The sequence below is a fragment of the Actinacidiphila acididurans genome (assembly GCF_016918855.1).
GTDB classification, from domain to species: domain Bacteria; phylum Actinomycetota; class Actinomycetes; order Streptomycetales; family Streptomycetaceae; genus Actinacidiphila; species Actinacidiphila acididurans.
In genome coordinates this window covers 436,522-452,962 of record NZ_JADKYB010000006.1, presented here as the reverse complement: position 1 = coordinate 452,962, position 16,441 = coordinate 436,522, and the positions used below count along the sequence as shown (strand labels likewise).

Here is a 16,441-nt window from a genome sequence, read left to right as displayed (position 1 = left end):
GTGACGCGAAAGGGCGGTGGGACTTCGGTCCCACCGCCCTTTTCGTGTTCCGTCAACTGTTTACCGGCTTTACTTGCGCATGACCTCCGGCTCGTGCCGGCGCAGCAGCCGGGCGACGACGAAGCCGCACAGCACGCCGAGCAGCAGCAGGACGACCATGTCGGTGGTCCAGGCGGCCGCGGTGTGCTTCCACAGCGGGTCGCCGCTGCTCTTGGGGTCCCAGGGCAGCAGCACGTTCAGGTCGGCCGTGGCGCCGAGGGCGGCCACCGCCCAGCGCGAGGGCATCAGCCAGGCGACCTGCTCGATGCCGGGCTTGGCGAAGAGCTGGAACAGCACCCCGGTGAAGACGATCTGCACGATGGCGAACATCACCAGCAGCGGCATGGTCTTCTCCGCGGTCTTCACCAGTGCGGAGATGATCAGGCCGAACATCATGGCGGTGAAGCCGAGCGCCATGATCACCAGCGCCATCTCCACAGCGGGGTGCTGGTGCAGGATCACGCCCTCGGTGGGGAGCTTGCGCGGGGCGAAGCCGATGGCGCTGATGATGGCGCCCTGCAGGGCGGTGATCAGGCCGAGCACGATGACCTTCGACATCAGGTACGCCGAGCGGGACAGGCCGACCGCGCGCTCGCGTTCGTAGATCACCCGTTCCTTGATCAGCTCGCGTACCGAGTTGGCCGCGCCGGCGAAGCACGCGCCCACCGCGAGGATGAGCAGGATCGTGCCGGCGTCCTTGTTCTGCAGGTGGAACTTGACCGGGCCGTAGCCGACGCCGCTGGGGGCCGGGACGAGCGTGCTGACCGTGCCGAGGACGGCCGGCAGGATCAGCATCAGGCCGATGAAGCCGCGGTCGGAGATGATCACCGACAGGTAGCGGCGGATCAGCGTGAACAGCTGGGCGCCCCAGCCCTGCGGCTTGGGCGGGCGGGCCGCCTGCTGCGGGATCCAGTGGGCCTGCTGCGGGGCGGCGGCGTCGAGTTCGGCGGCGTACATCTGGTAGTGCTGCGAGCCGCGCCAGCGCCCCGACCAGTCGTAGTCGCGGTAGTTCTCGAAGGCGGAGAAGACGTCGGCCCAGGACTCGTAGCCGAAGAAGGCCAGCGCCTCGTCGGGCGGGCCGAAGTAGGCCACCGACCCGCCGGGCGCCATGACCAGCAGTTTGTCGCACAGCGCGAGTTCGGCGACGGAATGGGTGACGACCAGGACGGTGCGCCCGTCGTCGGCCAGGCCGCGCAGCAGCTTCATCACGTCGCGGTCCATGCCCGGGTCGAGGCCGGAGGTGGGCTCGTCCAGGAAGATCAGCGACGGCTTGGTGAGCAGTTCCAGGGCGACCGAGACGCGCTTGCGCTGGCCGCCGGACAGGGAGGTGATCCGCTTGTCGGCGTGGATGTCGAGCTTGAGCTCGCGCAGCACCTCGTTGATCCGCGCCTCGCGCTCGGCGGCCGCGGTGTCGCCCGGGAAGCGGAGCTTGGCCGCGTACCGCAGCGCGGTCCTGACGTGGAGCTCCTTGTGCAGGATGTCGTCCTGCGGGACCAGGCCGATGCGCTGGCGCAGCTCGGCGAACTGCTTGTAGAGGTTGCGGTTGTCGTACAGCACCTCGCCCTGGTCGGCGGGCCGGTAGCCGGTCAGCGCGCGCAGCAGGGTGGACTTGCCGGAACCGGAGGGGCCGATCACGCCGATCAGTGATTTCTCCGGCACCCCGAAGGAGACGTCCTTCAGGATCGTCTTGGTGGTCTTGCCGTGCGGGACCGTGACCGAAAGGCGGCGCGCGGAGAAGGACACGTCGCCGGTGTCGACGAATTCCTCCAGCCGGTCGCCGACCAGCCGGAAGGTGGAGTGGCCGACGCCGACGATGTCGCCCGCGCCCAGCAAGTGGCGCTGAATCGGCTGGCCGTTGACGTAGGTGCCGTTGTGGCTGCCCAGGTCGACGATTTCGTACCGGCCGTCGGGGAGCGCGTGGAATTCCGCGTGGTAACGGGAGACCTGGAGGTCGGAGACGACCAGTTCGTTCTCCAGCGCGCGGCCGATGCGCATCACCCGGCCGAGGGCGATCTGGTGGAAGGTCGTCGGGTTGCGGTCGGCGCCGCGGGGCTGCTGGCCGGCCGGCGTGCTCTGCGCGGCGGGCGGCTGCTGCGACTGACCGGCACCGCCCTGCGGCGGCTGCGCGTACGGCTGGGCCTGCGGCATCTGCTGGTACGGGGCCTGCTGCTGCGGCGGCGCGGCCGGGGCGCCCCAGCCCTGCGGTTGGGCGACGGGCTGCGCGGGCGCGGCGGCGGCCTGGGCGACGGGCTGCGCGGCCGGGGCCGCGTACATCGGCGGCTGGGATATGTGCTGCGGCGGCGCCTGGGCCGGCTGCTGCTGGGGGGGCTGGAACTGCGGCTGCGCCGGCTGGTGGTACTGCTGGGGCTGTGCCTGGGCTTGTACCTGGGCCTGCGCGGGCGCCGCGGCACTGTGGACGGCGCCGGCGGCCGCGGGCTGCCCGCCGCCGAAGGTCAGCCGGGGGCCGTCCGTGGCGTTGCCCAGGTGTACGACGGCGCCGGGGCCGAGTTCGGTCTGCTGGACTCTGTGGCCCTGTACATAGGTGCCGTTGGTGCTGCCGAGATCCTCCAGGACCCAAGTGCGTTCGCCACGGCGGACGGTGGCGTGCCGCCAGGACACCCTGGCGTCGTCGAGAACCACGTCCGCCTGCGGGTCGCGCCCCAGGCTGTAGGACCTGGACGCGTCCAACGCCCAGGTACGACCGTTCAATTCGAGTACGAGTTCAGGCACCCCATGCCCCAATGGTTGTTCCCCCGGTTAGTCCCCCTTGAGGGGAGTCTAGGGATTGCGAACATCGGGAGGAACTATTGCAGGCCCCGGACTCGTAACAGAAAACCGTCCTCTGACACGGCTTTGTACGGGTCCCGTCCCGGGCGTCGCAATGGACGCGGATGTGTCCCCGCGCAATGGGTGCGGGTGTGCCCGGGCACCATGGACGCGGGTACATGCGGACGCCATGGGTGCGCCCAGCGCCGGCGAGGATCACCCGCCGGGGTGAGCAATCGGGTGCCGGGCGTTGTGCTGACCTACGGGCCGGCGCCTACGGTGACGGGCGGCGAGGCTGTCCGCAGAGCGGGACGGAGGAGCGGGCGCGTCCGCGGCCGGATAGCGTGGAAGCACCATGGACGCTGAAAACGCTGCAGCCGCTCCGCAGCACGGGACCCGGCCGGCCGTACCCGCTCCCCCGGACCCCGCGGAGGACGCGCCCACCCTTCTGGTCAAGATCTTCGGCAAGGACAGACCCGGGATCACCGCCGGACTCTTCGAGACGCTCGCCGCCTACGACGTGGACGTGGTGGACATCGAGCAGGTGGTCACGCGGGGCCGGATGGTGCTGTGCGCCCTGGTCACGATGCCTGCGACGCGCGGCGCCGAGGGCGAGCTGCGGGCGACGGTGCACACCTGGGCCGAGGCGTCGCGGATGGAGGCCGAGATCATCTCCGGCCGGGGCGACAACCGGCGGCGCGGCGAGGGCCGCTCCCACGTGACGGTGCTGGGCAGCCCGCTGACCGCGGAGTCGACGGCGGCCATAACGGCGCTGATCACCCGGGCGGGTGGCAACATCGACCGGATCTTCCGGCTGGCGAAGTATCCGGTGACGGCGGTGGAGTTCGCGGTGTCCGGCGCCGAGCCGTCGGTGCTGCGCTCGGCGCTCGCCGTGGCCGCGGGCGCGCACGGGGTGGACATCGCGGTGATGCCGGCCGGGCTGCAGCGCCGGGCGCAGCGGCTGGTCGTGATGGACGTCGACTCCACCATGATCCAGGACGAGGTGATCGAGCTCTTCGCGGCCCACGCGGGGTGCGAGGACGAGGTCGCAGCGATCACGGCCGCCGCCATGCGCGGCGAGCTGGACTTCGAGCAGTCGCTGCGGGCCCGGGTGGCGCTGCTGGCGGGCCTGGACGCGTCCGTGACCGACAAGGTACGGGCGGAGGTGCGGCTGACCCCGGGGGCGCGGACCCTGATCCGTACCCTCAAGCGGCTCGGCTACCAGGTGGGGATCGTCTCCGGCGGCTTCACCCAGGTCACCGACGACCTCCAGGAACGGCTCGGGCTGGACTTCGCCGCGGCCAACACCCTGGAGGTGGCCGACGGGAAGTTCACCGGGAAGGTCACCGGGCCGGTGGTGGACCGGGCGGGCAAGGCCCGCCACCTGCGGCGGTTCGCCGAGCAGGCCGGGGTGCCGCTGAGCCAGACGGTGGCCATCGGCGACGGCGCCAACGACCTGGACATGCTCAACGCCGCCGGCCTCGGCGTCGCCTTCAACGCCAAGCCGGTGGTCCGCCAGGCGGCCGACACCGCCGTCAACGTGCCCTTCCTCGACACGGTGCTGTACCTGCTGGGCATCACCCGCGAGGAGATCGAGGCGGCCGACGCGCTCGACGGGACCCCCGTGACGGACTAGCCCCGGCGTCGGCACGTACGACAAGCACACATACGACACCATGGGCGCGGGCCGGGACGGCCCGCGCCCATTGCGGCTACTTCTCGTGCGGCACCCAGAACGACGCCAGCCGGCCCACGCCGTGCTCCGCGCGCTTCCAGGAGCCGGAAAAGGTCAGCACCGCGAAGGCCGCGGTGGGGAAGCCCCGGTTCATCCGGGTCATGGTGTCGCCGTCCGCGGTGCCGGCCATGGCGTCGGCCAGCGCGTGGATGCCGGGGTTGTGGCCGACCAGCAGCAGCGAGCCGACCTCGTCGGAGGTCTCGCCGACGAGCGCCAGCAGGTCACCGAGCGTGGCGTCGTACAGCCGCTCCTCGTACACCGTCCGGGGCCGGTGCGGCAGTTCGTGGACGGCGAGCTTCCAGGTCTCTCGGGTGCGGGTGGCGGTGGAGCACAGGACGAGGTCCGCGGTGACCCCGTCCTGGACGAGGCGGCGGCCGACGGCGGCGGCGTCCTGTCGCCCGCGGTCGGCCAGCGGCCGTTCGTGGTCGGGGACTTCGGGCCAGTCGGCCTTGGCGTGCCGGAGCAGGACGAGGGTGCGGGGTGCATCGGCAGTCATGCCCCTCAGCTTTCCAGAAAACCTGCGGTCAGGCGCGGGATGGCCGCTGCCGGGCGGTCCGGGGGCATGACGCGGGTCACACCGGGAAGCGGTCGCTGACCGCGGGTCGGGGGGCGCTCACCGCCCGTGGCGGCGCCCGGTCGGCCGGGGCGGGAGAGCCGATCGCGTCCGGTCGTACGGACGGCTGAGGGAGCGCGGCGGGGCGTGACCCGCGGGACCGCTGTCATGGGCGCGGGACGGCCGGCAGGGGCCGCCGTAGCGCCGGGGCCGGCGGTCGGGGCGCCCTGGCCGTCACAGTACGTGATGGAGCATGCCGGACAGCAGCATGGCTGCGTGGCTCAGCCAGTCGCCGGAGGAGGCCGCTGTCGAGGCGTCGGCGCCGCCGCCGGTGAAGAGGGCGAGCAGGACGGCGAAGGCGAGCGCGGGCAGCGCCAGGGCCCACCAGGGCAGCCGGGTCTGCGCTCCCGGCCCGCCGCCGGGGCCCGCTGACGCTCCGGCCCCGCCGCCGGTCCGCTCGGGTCCGGCGCCGCGCAGGGCCGGGGACGCGGCGGAGCGGGCCCGCCGGGCGTACAGGTGCGGGACTTGCGTGGTCACGGTGACCGCCTCCGGGAAGAACCGTCGAAGTGCCCCTCGGACCTGGTGGCCGAGTGCACTTCGACGCTACGGGGGCGGGGCGGGCGGTCCCATCCGGCCGTCCACCCATCCGACCCTGACCCTGACCCCCTAGGGATGGTGGGGTTGTCCCCACCCCCGGGCTCGGGGTCGGGATCGTCGGGTGCGGCGACGGTGGGTTCGGACGGGCGACCGGCGGGTGGCCGTTCGGGTACGGGCGGCCGGTCAGCCCATCCGGGCGGCAATAATGGCGACGACCGCGACGATCGCGGGCACCCCCATCATCAGGCCGAAGACGATCAGCAGCCGCCGGTGCGGCTGCGGGGGGTTCGGTTCGAGTACGGGCATGGCGCCCAGTGTGGCACCGGGCCGCGGACGGCCCGGCACAGGGGTCCCGTTTCGTCCCGGTCCGCCCGGACGGCGGACCGCGGGCTCACGCCCCGATGGCGTGCAGACCGCCGTCGACGTGGACGATCTCGCCGGTGGTCTTGGGGAACCAGTCGGACAGCAGCGCCACGACGCCGCGGCCGGCCGGCTCGGGGTCGGCGACGTCCCACTCCAGCGGGGAACGGCTGTCCCAGACCTTGGCCAGCTCGGTGAAGCCGGGAATGGACTTGGCGGCCATGGAGCCGATCGGGCCGGCCGAGATCAGGTTGCAGCGCACGTTCTGCTTGCCCAGGTCGCGGGCGAGGTAGCGGGAGGTGGCCTCCAGCGCGGCCTTGGCCGGGCCCATCCAGTCGTACTGCGGCCAGGCGTACTGCGCGTCGAAGGTGAGGCCGACGACCGAGCCGCCCTGGTCCATCAGCGGCAGGCACGCCATGGTGAGCGCCTTCAGGGAGTACGCGGAGACGTGCATGGCGGTCGCCACGGACTCGAAGGGGGTGTTGAGGAAGTTGCCGCCCAGGGCGTCCTGGGGGGCGAAGCCGATGGAGTGGACCACGCCGTCCAGGCCGCCGAGCTCCTCGCGGACGACGTCCGCCAGGCCGGCCAGGTGCTCGGCGTTGGTGACGTCGAGCTCGACCACCTTGGCCGGCTTCGGGAGCTTCTTGGCGATCCGCTCGGTCAGGGTCGGTCGCGGGAAGGCGGTCAGGATGATCTGCGCGCCCTGTTCCTGGGCGAGCCGGGCGGTGTGGTAGGCGATCGAGGACTCCATCAGCACGCCGGTGATCAGGACGCGCTTGCCTTCGAGGATTCCGCTCATGGTGATCAGTGACCCATGCCCAATCCGCCGTCAACGGGGATGACGGCTCCGGTGATGTACGAGGCGTCGTCGGAGGCGAGGAAGCGGACCGCCGCGGCGATCTCCTCCGGCTGAGCGAGCCGGGCCAGCGGCACGTTGGTGACGATGGCCGTCCGCTGCTCGTCGCTGAGCTGCCGGGCCATGTCGGTGTCGACCAGGCCCGGCGCGACGACGTTGAACGTGATGTTGCGGGAGCCCAGCTCACGGGCGAGCGAGCGGGCGAAGCCGACCAGGCCGGCCTTGGAGGCGGCGTAGTTGGCCTGGCCGGGCGCGCCCAGCAGGCCCACGGCCGAGGAAATGAGCACGACCCGGCCCTTCTTGGCCCGCAGCATGCCGCGGTTGGCACGCTTGACCACGCGGAAGGTACCGGTGAGGTTGGTGTCGAGGACGACCGAGAAGTCCTCCTCGGTCATCCGCATCAGGAGCTGGTCGCGGGTGATCCCGGCGTTGGCGATGAGGACCTCGACATTGCCGTGCGTCGACTCGATCTCCTTGTACGCCTGCTCCACCTGCTCCGGGTCGGTGATGTCGCAGCGCACGGCCAGGACCCCCTGGGCCACCAGCTCCTTCGGCGGTTCACCGGACCGGTAGGTGATGGCGACCTTGTCGCCGGCGTCGGCGAAAGCCTGGGCGATGGCGAGGCCGATGCCCCGGTTTCCTCCGGTGACGAGAACCGAGCGGCTCAACGGATCACCCTTTCGCTAGGTGGGTCTCTCGTTGAGAACTTATCGGTCCAGGCACATTTCCGGGGAATCGGCCCCGACAGGCTGTTCCCGAAGGTGCTGTGGGATTCCTACAGTCGAATGGCTCAGCCCTTGCTGCGGACGGCGGCCCGGCGGCGGCTCCAGAAGAGCAGCCCGACCGCGCCGGTGGCCAGGACGGCGCTGCCGGACAGCGCCGTCTCCAGGGTGCCGCTCGCCGGGCGGGCGGCGGCCACGGGGCCGGCGTCCAGGGTGCGGCCGGTGGCGGTGACCGCGGTGTCGCCGCCGTGGCCGTGGTGGCTGACCGTGGATTTCGCCTCACCCGCGGCGATCTGGGCGTCGGTGGCCGCCTTGGGGGCTGCGGCCTTGGCGGCGGCGCCGCTGACGCCGTAGACCACGTCGGCGCAGCCGTAGAACGCCTCGGGGCTGTCGGTGCGCTGCCAGACCTGGTAGATGAGCTGGCGGCCGGTGCGGGCGGGCAGGGTGGCGGTGAAGTTGTAGTAACCGCTGGATGCCGAGGCGGCGGTGGTGTAGGTGGCGATGGGGGTGTCGGCCAGGTCGGACCACTTCAGCGGCTTGGTCGGGTCGTAGCCGTCCTTGGTGATGTAGAGGGTCATGACGCCCTTGTGCGGGGCGGTGACCCGGAAGGAGACGTTGAACTGGCCCGCGGCGACCGGGGTGGCGGGCCAGTCGGTGCGGGCCCAGTCCAGCGCGCGGTACTTGTCGCGGTCCGCCGAGCACAGGTGGCCGTCGGGGATGATCGTGCGGCTCTGGCCGTTGGCGTTGGCGATGTTGACCTCGTTCCAGTCGTAGAGCGGCTGGGTGCCGCTGTCGGCGACGAGGTCCTTGCAGACCTGGGAGACCGGGTGTTCCGGGCCCTCGGCGTAGCAGCCCATGATCCGGCTGACCGGGGAGCTGAGGGCGCCGTGGGCGCTGGCGGTGACCGGGGTCAGGGCGCCGATGGTGACGGCTGCTGCCGTCACCGCGCCGGCCGCTACGGCCTTGGTGCGCAGTGACATGCGGTGGGCTCCTTGTCGTGCGTGGGGTGGCGCGCCGTGGGCGGCGCGTCGCGGACAAGAGGGCGGCCCCTCGAATATAGAGATTGGTCTGGACCAGGCCAAGAGGTCGCGCGCGGACTGGTGTCGGGCAGGTGCTCGGGCCGTGCGGCGGCCGGTCGCAGAGCGGTCCCCTCGGTTGTCCACAGGCACGGGCGAATGTCCCGGCAGGGGTGTGGCGGGACGTGATTCACTGCCGACACAGACAGCGAAGGGAAGTTCGTCGTGCCTCAAGAGGTCGATCAGTCATTCCTGGCGTTGCCCCTGCGGGCGCTCGCCGACGCGGCGCTGGCCCGTGCCCGTGCGCTGGGCGCGGAGCACGCCGACTTCCGCCTGGAGCGGGTGCGCAGTGCCGCCTGGCGGCTGCGCGACGCGCGCCCGGCGGGCAGTTCGGACACCACGGACCTGGGTTTCGCGGTCCGGGTGGTGCACGGCGGGGCCTGGGGATTCGCCTCCGGGGTGGATCTGACGATGGACGCGGCGGCGCGGGTCGCGGCCCAGGCGGTGGAGATGGCCAAGCTGTCCGCGCGGGTGGTGGCGGCCGCCGACGGGGGTGCCGGCGACGACGGCCGGAGCAGGGTGGAGCTGGCGCCGGAGCCGGTGCACGCCGACCAGGTGTGGGTGTCGGCGTACGAGGTCAATCCCTTCGACGTGCCGGACGCCGACAAGACCGCGCTGCTCGCGGAGTGGAGCAACCGGCTGCTGGCTGCCGACGGCGTCTCGCACGCGGACGCCTTCCTGCTCACCGTGCAGGAGAACAAGTTCTACGCGGACACCGCCGGCACGGTCACCACCCAGCAGCGGGTGCGGCTGCATCCGCAGCTCACCGCGGTGACCGTGGACCCGGAGACCGGCGGCTTCGAGTCGATGCGCACCCTGGCACCGCCGGTGGGCCGCGGCTTCGAGTACCTGACCGGCACCGGCTGGGACTGGGACGCGGAGCTGGCCGCGATGCCGGAGCTGCTCGCCGAGAAGCTGCGCGCCCCCTCGGTCGAGGCGGGGCGGTACGACCTGGTGGTGGACCCGTCGAACCTGTGGCTGACCATCCACGAGTCGATCGGCCACGCCACCGAACTGGACCGCGCGCTGGGGTACGAGGCGGCGTACGCGGGCACCTCCTTCGCCACCTTCGACAAGCTGGGCACCCTGAAGTACGGCTCGCCGCTGATGAACGTCACCGGTGACCGCACCGCCGAACACGGCCTGTCCACCGTCGGCTTCGACGACGAGGGCGTGGCGGGCCAGTCCTGGGACCTGGTCAAGGACGGCGTGCTGGTCGGCTACCAACTCGACCGCCGCATCGCGAAGCTGACCGGCTTCGAGCGCTCCAACGGCTGCGCCTATGCCGACTCCCCGGGGAACGTGCCGGTCCAGCGCATGGCCAACGTCTCCCTCCGGCCCGCCCCGGACGGCCCCTCCACCGAGGAGCTGATCGCCGGCGTGGAGCACGGCATCTACGTGGTCGGCGACCGCTCCTGGTCGATCGACATGCAGCGGTACAACTTCCAGTTCACCGCGCAGCGCTTCTTCCGGATCGAGAACGGGCGGCTGGCCGGGCAGCTCAAGGACGTGGCGTACCAGGCCACGACCACCGACTTCTGGGGGTCGATGGAGGCGGTGGGCGGGCCGCAGACCTACGTGCTGGGCGGCGCGTTCAACTGCGGCAAGGCGCAGCCCGGGCAGGTCGCGGCGGTCAGTCACGGCTGCCCGTCCGCGCTCTTCCGGGGCGTCAGCATTCTCAACACCACGCAGGAGGCCGGACGATGACCACCACCAAGCCGCACGAGATCGTCGAACGGGCCCTGGAGCTGTCCCGGGCGGACGGCTGTGTGGTGATCGCGGACGAGCGGTCCAGCGCCAACCTGCGCTGGGCGGGCAACGCGCTGACCACCAACGGCGTCACCCGCGGCCGTACGCTCACGGTGATCGCCACGGTGGACGGCGCCCAGGGCACCGCCTCCGGCGTGGTCTCGCGGTCGGCGGTGACCGCGGACGAACTGGAGCCGCTGGTGCGGGCCGCGGAGGCCGCGGCCCGCGAGTCCGGGCCGGCCGAGGACGCCCAGCCGCTGGTGGCCGGGGACAAGGCGGCGGCCGGTTTCACCGAGCCGCCGGCCGAGACCGGCCCGCAGGTGTTCGGGCGGTTCGCGCCCGCGCTCGGCGAGGCGTTCGGCGCCGCCCGGGCCGGCGGCCGGGAGCTGTACGGGTTCGCCTTCCACTCGGTGACCTCCACCTACCTCGGCACCTCGACCGGGGTGCGGCTGCGGCACGACCAGCCGACCGGCACCCTGGAGGTCAACGCCAAGTCCCCGGACCACGCGAAGTCGGCGTGGGCGGGCGCGGCCACCCGGGACTTCACCGACGTGGACCCGTTGGCGATGGACGCGGACCTGGCCCAGCGGCTGGCCTGGGCCGAGCGCCGGGTGGACCTGCCCGCGGGGCGGTACGAGACGCTGCTGCCGCCGACCGCGGTCGCCGACCTGCTGATCTACCAGGTGTGGTCCTCCGGCGCCCGGGACGCGGCCGAGGGCCGGACCGTCTTCGCCAAGCAGGGCGGCGGCACCCGGGTGGGCGAGAAGCTCTCCGCGCTCCCGCTGACGCTGCGCAGCGACCCGGGGGCGCCGGGCCTGGAGGCGGCGCCGTTCGTGATCGCGCACGCCTCGGGCGACGACTCCTCGGTGTTCGACAACGGGCTGCCGGTGGAGCCGGTGGAGTGGATCCGCGAGGGCACCCTGAACCGGCTGGTCACCACCCGGCACAGCGCGAAGCTGACCGGGCTGCCGGTGGCGCCGGCCGGCGACAACCTGATCCTGGACGGCGGCTCGGACCGCTCGCTGGCGGACATGGTGGCCGGCACCGAGCGCGGGCTGCTGCTGACCTGCCTGTGGTACATCCGCGAGGTGGATCCGGCCACGCTGCTGCTGACCGGCCTGACCCGCGACGGGGTGTATCTGGTGGAGGGCGGCGAGGTGACCGGTGTGGTGAACAACTTCCGGTTCAACGAGTCGCCGGTGGACCTGCTGGGCCGGGCCACCGAGGCCGGCCGTACCGAGCGGACGCTGCCGCGCGAGTGGAGCGACTGGTTCACCCGCGCCGCCGCCCCGGCGCTGCGGATCCCGGACTTCAACATGAGTTCGGTGAGCCAGGGCGTCTGAGCGGGGGCGTCCCGCCGGGTGTCCGGGAGGGCCGGTTCCCCGCCTGCCGGCCGCCGCCCGGCTCCGCCGGGCCGGCCACAGGCGAGGACCGCCCGGGCCATGCCGGTCGAGGTGGTCCAACAGGTCCGGGCCGGCCGGACGCGCGCTCGGTGCGGGCCGTCGCCCGGTTCAGGCGGATGCCGCTCTGCGCCGTACGCCGCAGACGGGCGTCCGCCGTACGGCGCAGCGGTCCCGCACACGCCCGGGGGCACCGGGCAGATTGGCGCGCCCCCGCTCTGCTCGGCGGGTGCCACGCGGCGTAACGTGGTGACTGTGCCGGAACGGGACGCTGTGACCTGTGATCAGCACGTCCGGCCAGTCGAAGCGGACGGTGGAACGGTATGCGGAAGCAGAGCGACCCGGGGGTCTTCAGGATCACCGGTGCGCGGACCGGCCTCACCGAGGACGTCCGCGGCCGACAGCGGCGGTACATGATCTCGATGTCGATCCGCACCGTCTCGGTGATCCTCACTGTGGTGCTGTGGAACGTGGAGCGCCCGCTCGCGTGGGTGACGCTCGCGCTGGGGATGGTGATCCCCTATCTCGCGGTGGTCATCGCCAACGCCGGCCGGGAGAGCCCGCCCACGCCTCCCGCGCCTTATCACCCGCCGGCCGGGCCGGAGCTGGAGGCGGGCGAAGCGGAGTCCGCGGCGGAACCGGCCGCCGGACCGTCGGCCGAGGAGGAGCTGCGACCGCCGGTGAACAGCGGCGAACCGGGCTGACCGCGGCCCGTCCCGTACACTGGTCTGGACCAGTGAAAGCACGCCGCGGGAACCTCAAGAAAAGCTCAGATCAATACGGGGTATCCACTCCACGGCGGGCAGGGCACGTGACATACTTCGTAGGCGCTCCGCATCCCCCGTCGGAGCGATGAACCGACGCCGGGCGGCTCCCCCCGTGGCTGCCCGGCGTCGCCATGTTTACTGGGCTTGTGAGCGACACGACCAACGCAGTGAACGAAGCCCCGGTGTGCTCGGCCAAGGGCTGCCGGACCCCCGCGGTGTGGGTCCTGGCCTGGAACAATCCCACGCTGCACACTCCCGAGCGGCGCAAGACCTGGCTGGCGTGCGAGGAGCACCGCGAGCACCTGTCGCAGTTCCTCGCGGTGCGCGGCTTCCTCAAGGACGTGGTGACGCTGGAGCAGTGGGAGCGGTCGGCCGCGGAAGGGTGAGCGACCCGGGGTGAGCGACCCGCTCAGCCGCCGATGGCCGACATCGGCCGCTGGGGCTGGAGGAAGGTCGGGTCGTCCAGACCGGAACCGGCCTTCTTTCCCCACATCGCCGCCCGCCACAGCTCGGCGATCCGCGCGTCGGAGGCGCCGGAGCGCAACGCGCCGCGCAGGTCCGACTCCTCGCGGGCGAACAGGCAGTTGCGCACCTGGCCGTCGGCGGTCAGCCGGGTGCGGTCGCAGGCCCGGCAGAACGGCCGGGTCACCGAGGCGATCACCCCGACCCGGGCCGGGCCGCCGTCCACCAGCCAGCGTTCGGCGGGCGCCGAGCCGCGGGCGCCGTCGGCCTCGGGGGTCAGGTCGAACCGGGTGCGCAGGCCGGCCAGGATCTCCTCGGCGGTGACCATGCCCTCGCGCTGCCAGCCGTGCTGGGCGTCCAGCGGCATCTGCTCGATGAACCGCAGTTCGTAGTCGTGCTCCAGCGCCCAGCCGAGCAGGTCGGGCGCCTCGTCGTCGTTGACGCCGCGCATCAGCACGGCGTTGACCTTGACCGGGGCGAGCCCGGCGGCGCGGGCGGCGGCCAGTCCGTCGAGGACGTCGTGGTGCCGATCGCGGCGGGTCAGGGTGCGGAAGACGTCGGGCCGCAGGGTGTCCAGGGAGACGTTGACCCGGTCCAGGCCGGCCTCCCGCAGGGCGTCGGCGGTACGGCGCAGGCCGATGCCGTTGGTGGTGAGCGACAGCTTCGGGCGCGGCTCCAGTTCGGCGCAGCGCGCGAGGATGCCGGCCAGGCCGGGCCGCAGCAGCGGTTCGCCGCCGGTGAAGCGGACGTCCCTGACGCCGAGGTCGGTGACCGCGATCCGTACCATCCGCACGATCTCGTCGTCGGTGAGCAGGTCGGGCCGCGCCAGCCACTGCAGTCCCTCCTCGGGCATGCAGTAGGAGCAGCGCAGATTGCACCGGTCGGTCAGGGAGACCCGCAGGTCGGTGGCGACCCGGCCGTAGGTGTCGACGAGCGCGGACGTCATGCCGCGGCCTCCCTCGGGGCAACCGGGAGCGCCTTGTGCGACTCCCGCCGTCCCTCAACGGTAAGACCCCGCACGGACACCGCCCGCAGCGCGGCGGATCTCGACGCGCCGCCGCAGCGTACGCGAGGGATCCGCCGCGCCGACAAACCGGGTGGAACCGACCGGGCGGCGCGAGACGCCTCAGTGCGCCCCCGCCCCGGTGAGCGCCCGCACCTCCAGTTCCTGGTACTTGGCGGCGTCCGGCTGCTCGCGGGAGAGCATCGTGCCCAGCCAGCCGAGGGCGAAGGCCAGCGGGATGGAGACGATGCCCGGGTTGGTGAGCGGGAACCAGTGGAAGTCGCTGCCGGAGAACAGCGCGTCGTCCGCCCCGGAGACCACCGGCGAGAAGATCACCAGCACCACCGAGGAGACCAGCCCGCCGTAGATCGACCAGACCGCGCCGGCCGTGGTGAAACGTTTCCAGTACAGGCTGAACAGGATCGTCGGCAGGTTCGCCGAGGCGGCCACGGCGAAGGCCAGAGCCACCAGGGCCGCGGCGTTGAGCTTGGTTGCGTACATGCCCAGCACGATGGCGACCGCGCCGATCACCACGGCGGCGATCTTCGCGGTGGCCACCTCGTTCTTCTCGGTCACCTTGCCGCGCCGGATGACGTTGGCCCACAGGTCGTGCGCGAAGGACGCCGACGAGGCCAGGGTCAGGCCGGCGACCACGGCGAGGATGGTGGCGAAGGCGACCGCCGAGATGACCGCGAGCAGGATGGCCCCGCCGGTGGTGCCCGCGCCGCCGCCGACGTTCTCGGCGAGCAGCGGCGCCGCCGTGTTGCCCGCCTTGTCGCTGGCCACGATGGCGTCGTGGCCGACCAGCGCCGCCGCGCCGAAGCCGAGGGCGAGGGTCATCAGGTAGAAGGCGCCGATGATGCCGATCGCCCAGTTCACCGACTTCCGGGCGACCTTGGCGGTGGGCACGGTGTAGAAGCGGACCAGGACGTGCGGCAGTCCGGCGGTGCCGAACACCAGCGCCAGGGCCAGCGAAATGAAGTTGATCTTGGATGTGGTGTCCACCCCGTATTTCAGCCCGGGCTCCAGGAAGGCCGAGCCCTTGCCGCTGCGGTCGGCGGCGGCGCCCAGCAGGCTGGAGGGGTTCCAGTGGAACTTGTCCATCACCAGGATCGTGATCAGCAGGGTGCCCAGGATCAGCAGCACCGCCTTGACGATCTGCACCCAGGTCGTGCCCTTCATGCCGCCGATGGTCACGTAGAGCACCATCACGACGCCGACCAGGGCGACGATCAGCCGCTTGGGGCCGTCGCCGTGCACCCCGAGCAGCAGGGACACCAGGGCGCCGGCGCCGACCATCTGGGCCAGCAGGTAGAAGATCGACACCACGATGGTGGAGGTGCCCGCCGCGGTGCGCACCGGGCGCTGCCGCAGCCGGTACGCCAGCATGTCCGCCATGGTGAACCGGCCGGAGTTGCGCAGCGGTTCGGCCACCAGCAGCAGCGCGACCAACCAGGCGACCAGGAAGCCGATCGAGTACAGGAAGCCGTCGTAGCCGGCCAGCGCGATGGAGCCGGCGATGCCCAGGAACGACGCGGCGGACATGTAGTCGCCGGAGATGGCCAGGCCGTTCTGCAACCCGGTGAAGGAGCGGCCGCCGGCGTAGAAGTCGGTGGCGTCCTTGGTGCGGCGCCCGGCCCACACCGTGATGCCGAGCGTCACGGCCACGAACACCGAGAAGAGGGTGATGATCAGCGGGCGGTGGTCGCTCGCGCCCGCGGCCAGGGTGAGGGCCTGCGCGCTCATACGGTCTCCTCGGGCGTGGCGTCGGTGGCGGTGGTCGGGGCGGCGGCCGGACCGGGAACGGCCGCCGGACGGCCGCCGTTCTCGACGACGGCCTTGAGGCGTTCGGCGCGCGGGTCCAGCCGGGCACCGGCGAACCGGGCGTACCACCAGGCGATCAGGAAGGTGGTGACGAACTGGGCGATGCCGAGGAAGAACGCCACGTTGAGGTGGCCGACGGCCTTGGTGGACATCAGGCCGTCCGCGAAGCTGGACAGCAGGACGTACAGCAGGTACCAGGCGAGGAAGGCGACGGCGACCGGGAAGGCGAACATCCGGTAGGAGCGCCGCAGTTCGCGGAACTCCTCGCTCGACTCCACCTCGGAGTAGACGGCCGGATCGGGCTGCCGGCCCGGCGTGACCGGTGGTTCCACGGGACCTCCTGTGGGGGGCTGCCACGCGTGGGGCGTGGTGAGGGGCGCCTCGCTGCGGCGAGCGCAGCGGTGACGGGAACTCTGCGGGTCAACGTGATGTGCGTCACATCGACCTGATCCCGCATGGTAAAGGGCTGGCAAGAGGTGCACCAGTGCGCGGTGGTCGAAAAGTGACACCCCGTCACGGGTGGTTGACGCCA

The 16,441-nt window shown here is 72.1% G+C and carries 15 protein-coding genes; 5 read left to right on the top strand and 10 right to left on the bottom strand.

Annotation, left to right across the window (positions count from 1 at the left end):
• Window positions 1–69: 69 nt before the first annotated feature.
• On the bottom strand, window positions 70–2,769 hold the full coding sequence (locus ITX44_RS14310) for an FHA domain-containing protein (RefSeq protein ID WP_307795266.1): 2,700 nt from the start codon (window positions 2,767–2,769) through the stop codon (window positions 70–72).
• Between the two features lie 391 nt (window positions 2,770–3,160).
• Here ITX44_RS14310 and serB point away from each other — a divergent pair, with 391 nt between their 5' ends.
• Complete coding sequence (gene serB, locus ITX44_RS14305; protein WP_205357536.1) at window positions 3,161–4,441, top strand: phosphoserine phosphatase SerB; 1,281 nt, start codon at window positions 3,161–3,163, stop codon at window positions 4,439–4,441.
• A gap of 76 nt (window positions 4,442–4,517) precedes the next feature.
• Here serB and ITX44_RS14300 read toward each other — a convergent pair whose 3' ends face one another.
• From ITX44_RS14300 to ITX44_RS14280, 6 genes are all read right to left on the bottom strand, one after another.
• The gene (locus tag ITX44_RS14300; RefSeq protein ID WP_205357535.1) at window positions 4,518–5,036 is read right to left on the bottom strand and encodes a SixA phosphatase family protein; all 519 of its coding nucleotides are present in this window, start codon (window positions 5,034–5,036) and stop codon (window positions 4,518–4,520) included.
• A gap of 291 nt (window positions 5,037–5,327) precedes the next feature.
• Window positions 5,328–5,630, bottom strand: coding sequence for a hypothetical protein (locus ITX44_RS14295; protein ID WP_205357604.1), 303 nt, complete (start codon window positions 5,628–5,630; stop codon window positions 5,328–5,330).
• A 243-nt stretch (window positions 5,631–5,873) separates the two neighbouring features.
• Entirely contained in the window at window positions 5,874–5,996 is a 123-nt protein-coding gene (locus ITX44_RS42155) for an SGM_5486 family transporter-associated protein (RefSeq protein WP_265934213.1), read from the bottom strand.
• Window positions 5,997–6,081: 85 nt separating this feature from the next.
• Window positions 6,082–6,849 (bottom strand): enoyl-ACP reductase FabI, encoded by a 768-nt coding sequence (fabI, locus tag ITX44_RS14290; RefSeq protein ID WP_205357534.1) that lies wholly within the window; start codon window positions 6,847–6,849, stop codon window positions 6,082–6,084.
• A gap of 5 nt (window positions 6,850–6,854) precedes the next feature.
• On the bottom strand, window positions 6,855–7,574 hold the full coding sequence (fabG, locus tag ITX44_RS14285) for a 3-oxoacyl-[acyl-carrier-protein] reductase (protein WP_205357533.1): 720 nt from the start codon (window positions 7,572–7,574) through the stop codon (window positions 6,855–6,857).
• A 122-nt stretch (window positions 7,575–7,696) separates the two neighbouring features.
• A complete protein-coding gene (locus ITX44_RS14280; protein WP_205357532.1) occupies window positions 7,697–8,608 on the bottom strand; it encodes a lytic polysaccharide monooxygenase auxiliary activity family 9 protein in 912 nt (303 codons plus the stop codon).
• A gap of 261 nt (window positions 8,609–8,869) precedes the next feature.
• On the opposite strand from ITX44_RS14280, the gene ITX44_RS14275 reads away from it, so the two are divergent.
• The 4 genes from ITX44_RS14275 (at window position 8,870) to ITX44_RS14260 (ending at window position 13,006) form a co-directional block, all read left to right on the top strand.
• Window positions 8,870–10,411, top strand: coding sequence for a TldD/PmbA family protein (locus ITX44_RS14275; RefSeq protein ID WP_205357531.1), 1,542 nt, complete (start codon window positions 8,870–8,872; stop codon window positions 10,409–10,411).
• A complete protein-coding gene (locus ITX44_RS14270; protein ID WP_205357530.1) occupies window positions 10,408–11,796 on the top strand; it encodes a metallopeptidase TldD-related protein in 1,389 nt (462 codons plus the stop codon). Before ITX44_RS14275 ends, ITX44_RS14270 begins: the two co-directional genes overlap by 4 nt.
• 380 nt (window positions 11,797–12,176) lie before the next feature.
• On the top strand, window positions 12,177–12,557 hold the full coding sequence (locus ITX44_RS14265) for a DUF3099 domain-containing protein (protein WP_205357529.1): 381 nt from the start codon (window positions 12,177–12,179) through the stop codon (window positions 12,555–12,557).
• A gap of 209 nt (window positions 12,558–12,766) precedes the next feature.
• Window positions 12,767–13,006 carry a hypothetical protein gene (locus ITX44_RS14260; RefSeq protein WP_236060608.1) on the top strand — a complete coding sequence of 80 codons (240 nt, stop codon included), beginning with the start codon at window positions 12,767–12,769 and terminating at the stop codon, window positions 13,004–13,006.
• Between the two features lie 23 nt (window positions 13,007–13,029).
• Here the strand turns inward: ITX44_RS14260 and moaA are convergent, their stop codons facing one another.
• The 3 genes from moaA to ITX44_RS40965 form a co-directional block, all read right to left on the bottom strand.
• On the bottom strand, window positions 13,030–14,028 hold the full coding sequence (gene moaA / locus ITX44_RS14255; protein WP_205357527.1) for a GTP 3',8-cyclase MoaA: 999 nt from the start codon (window positions 14,026–14,028) through the stop codon (window positions 13,030–13,032).
• 180 nt (window positions 14,029–14,208) lie between these two features.
• The gene (locus ITX44_RS14250) at window positions 14,209–15,831 is read right to left on the bottom strand and encodes a monocarboxylic acid transporter (RefSeq protein ID WP_205357526.1); all 1,623 of its coding nucleotides are present in this window, start codon (window positions 15,829–15,831) and stop codon (window positions 14,209–14,211) included.
• A complete protein-coding gene (locus ITX44_RS40965; RefSeq protein WP_307795265.1) occupies window positions 15,828–16,241 on the bottom strand; it encodes a DUF485 domain-containing protein in 414 nt (137 codons plus the stop codon). The genes ITX44_RS14250 and ITX44_RS40965 overlap by 4 nt, the downstream gene beginning before the upstream one ends.
• Window positions 16,242–16,441 lie beyond the last annotated feature (200 nt).

Excerpts from the sequence above, each read along its gene's own strand:
- ITX44_RS14265 (WP_205357529.1), top strand. The coding sequence starts at position 12,177 with ATGCGGAAGCAGAGCGACCCGGGGGTCTTCAGGATCACCGGTGCGCGG.
- moaA (WP_205357527.1), bottom strand. The coding sequence starts at position 14,028 with ATGACGTCCGCGCTCGTCGACACCTACGGCCGGGTCGCCACCGACCTG.
- ITX44_RS14270 (WP_205357530.1), top strand. The coding sequence starts at position 10,408 with ATGACCACCACCAAGCCGCACGAGATCGTCGAACGGGCCCTGGAGCTG.
- ITX44_RS14250 (WP_205357526.1), bottom strand. The coding sequence starts at position 15,831 with ATGAGCGCGCAGGCCCTCACCCTGGCCGCGGGCGCGAGCGACCACCGC.
- ITX44_RS14280 (WP_205357532.1), bottom strand. The coding sequence starts at position 8,608 with ATGTCACTGCGCACCAAGGCCGTAGCGGCCGGCGCGGTGACGGCAGCA.
- ITX44_RS42155 (WP_265934213.1), bottom strand. The coding sequence starts at position 5,996 with ATGCCCGTACTCGAACCGAACCCCCCGCAGCCGCACCGGCGGCTGCTG.
- ITX44_RS14300 (WP_205357535.1), bottom strand. The coding sequence starts at position 5,036 with ATGACTGCCGATGCACCCCGCACCCTCGTCCTGCTCCGGCACGCCAAG.
- fabI (WP_205357534.1), bottom strand. The coding sequence starts at position 6,849 with ATGAGCGGAATCCTCGAAGGCAAGCGCGTCCTGATCACCGGCGTGCTG.
- serB (WP_205357536.1), top strand. The coding sequence starts at position 3,161 with ATGGACGCTGAAAACGCTGCAGCCGCTCCGCAGCACGGGACCCGGCCG.